Source organism: Vibrio sp. 03_296 (genome assembly GCF_002265885.1).
Genome location: NZ_NPKW01000880.1, coordinates 1 through 865, shown reverse-complemented (window position 1 = coordinate 865; position 865 = coordinate 1). Strand labels below are relative to the sequence as shown.

The window sequence follows — 865 nt, the reverse complement described above, 5'->3', positions numbered from 1 at the left end:
TCTCGTACGAAAGATGCTATTCCGTCACGCAATGAGGCGGTGATCATCACCTTCTGTACTGCTCTTTCAATAATGCTGCGAAGCATGAATCCCTAAAATGAAACCCATGTCCGATACAGATGTTCGGATGTTTTTGTCGTTTCACTTTTCTACCTTAAAAACCACTGTCTCTCTTAGCATAGAAAGATAGGGTCTTTCCATTGTTCATTAACAGACTTATCCACAGAAAATAAAATGTGGATAACTTGGTTGATAACAATGAGTAGACAAAATATTCCTCTTGTCAAGAAAGGATCTTTTTTCGTTTTTACAATTAATGTTTAAATGCGTAAATTTGTATTTATTTGTTTTTAGAAGGTTTTGTGTTTTTCTTGATTTTGATGACGTTGCTTTTTGATCATTAAGCTCTGCTTTATTGATCCTAGTCATTGATTGGATATGTGTTTAACTTTTTTTGTCTTCGAGTTTGTAAGTAACTTTGCTAATTTTTCCACATTTGAAATTTGAGATGGGAATCAATATTGCAACGCAAAAATGTGTGGTTGTTATCTTGCATCTCTTGGTAGCCCTTTATCGACGATGCGTATTAGCCTTTGCTTTTTTACATCAAGGGATCAAGTGGCCAGCTTGAGCTGCTTGTTCCTCTAATGCCCAGTTGATGTGTTCATCCAGTAACTCACTCATTCCCTTGCGAGACTCAAGAGCCGTGACGATTTGTGGAGAGAAAGGTGCGTTGCCCATCGCAATGGCAATGTTTCTGAGCCATTGTAGGTGGCCAATGCGGCGAATCGCGGAGCCTTCCATGTTTCTAAGGAAAGTCGGTTCGTCCCACTGGAATAATGTAATGAGCGAGGCGTTGTTGAAG

At 39.2% G+C, this 865-nt stretch carries 1 pseudogene; it reads right to left on the bottom strand.

Features of this window, described 5'->3' with window-relative positions:
• Nucleotides 1-545 precede the first annotated feature (545 nt).
• Nucleotides 546-865, bottom strand: a pseudogene (locus CIK04_RS28575) (tRNA epoxyqueuosine(34) reductase QueG); the annotation flags it as partial.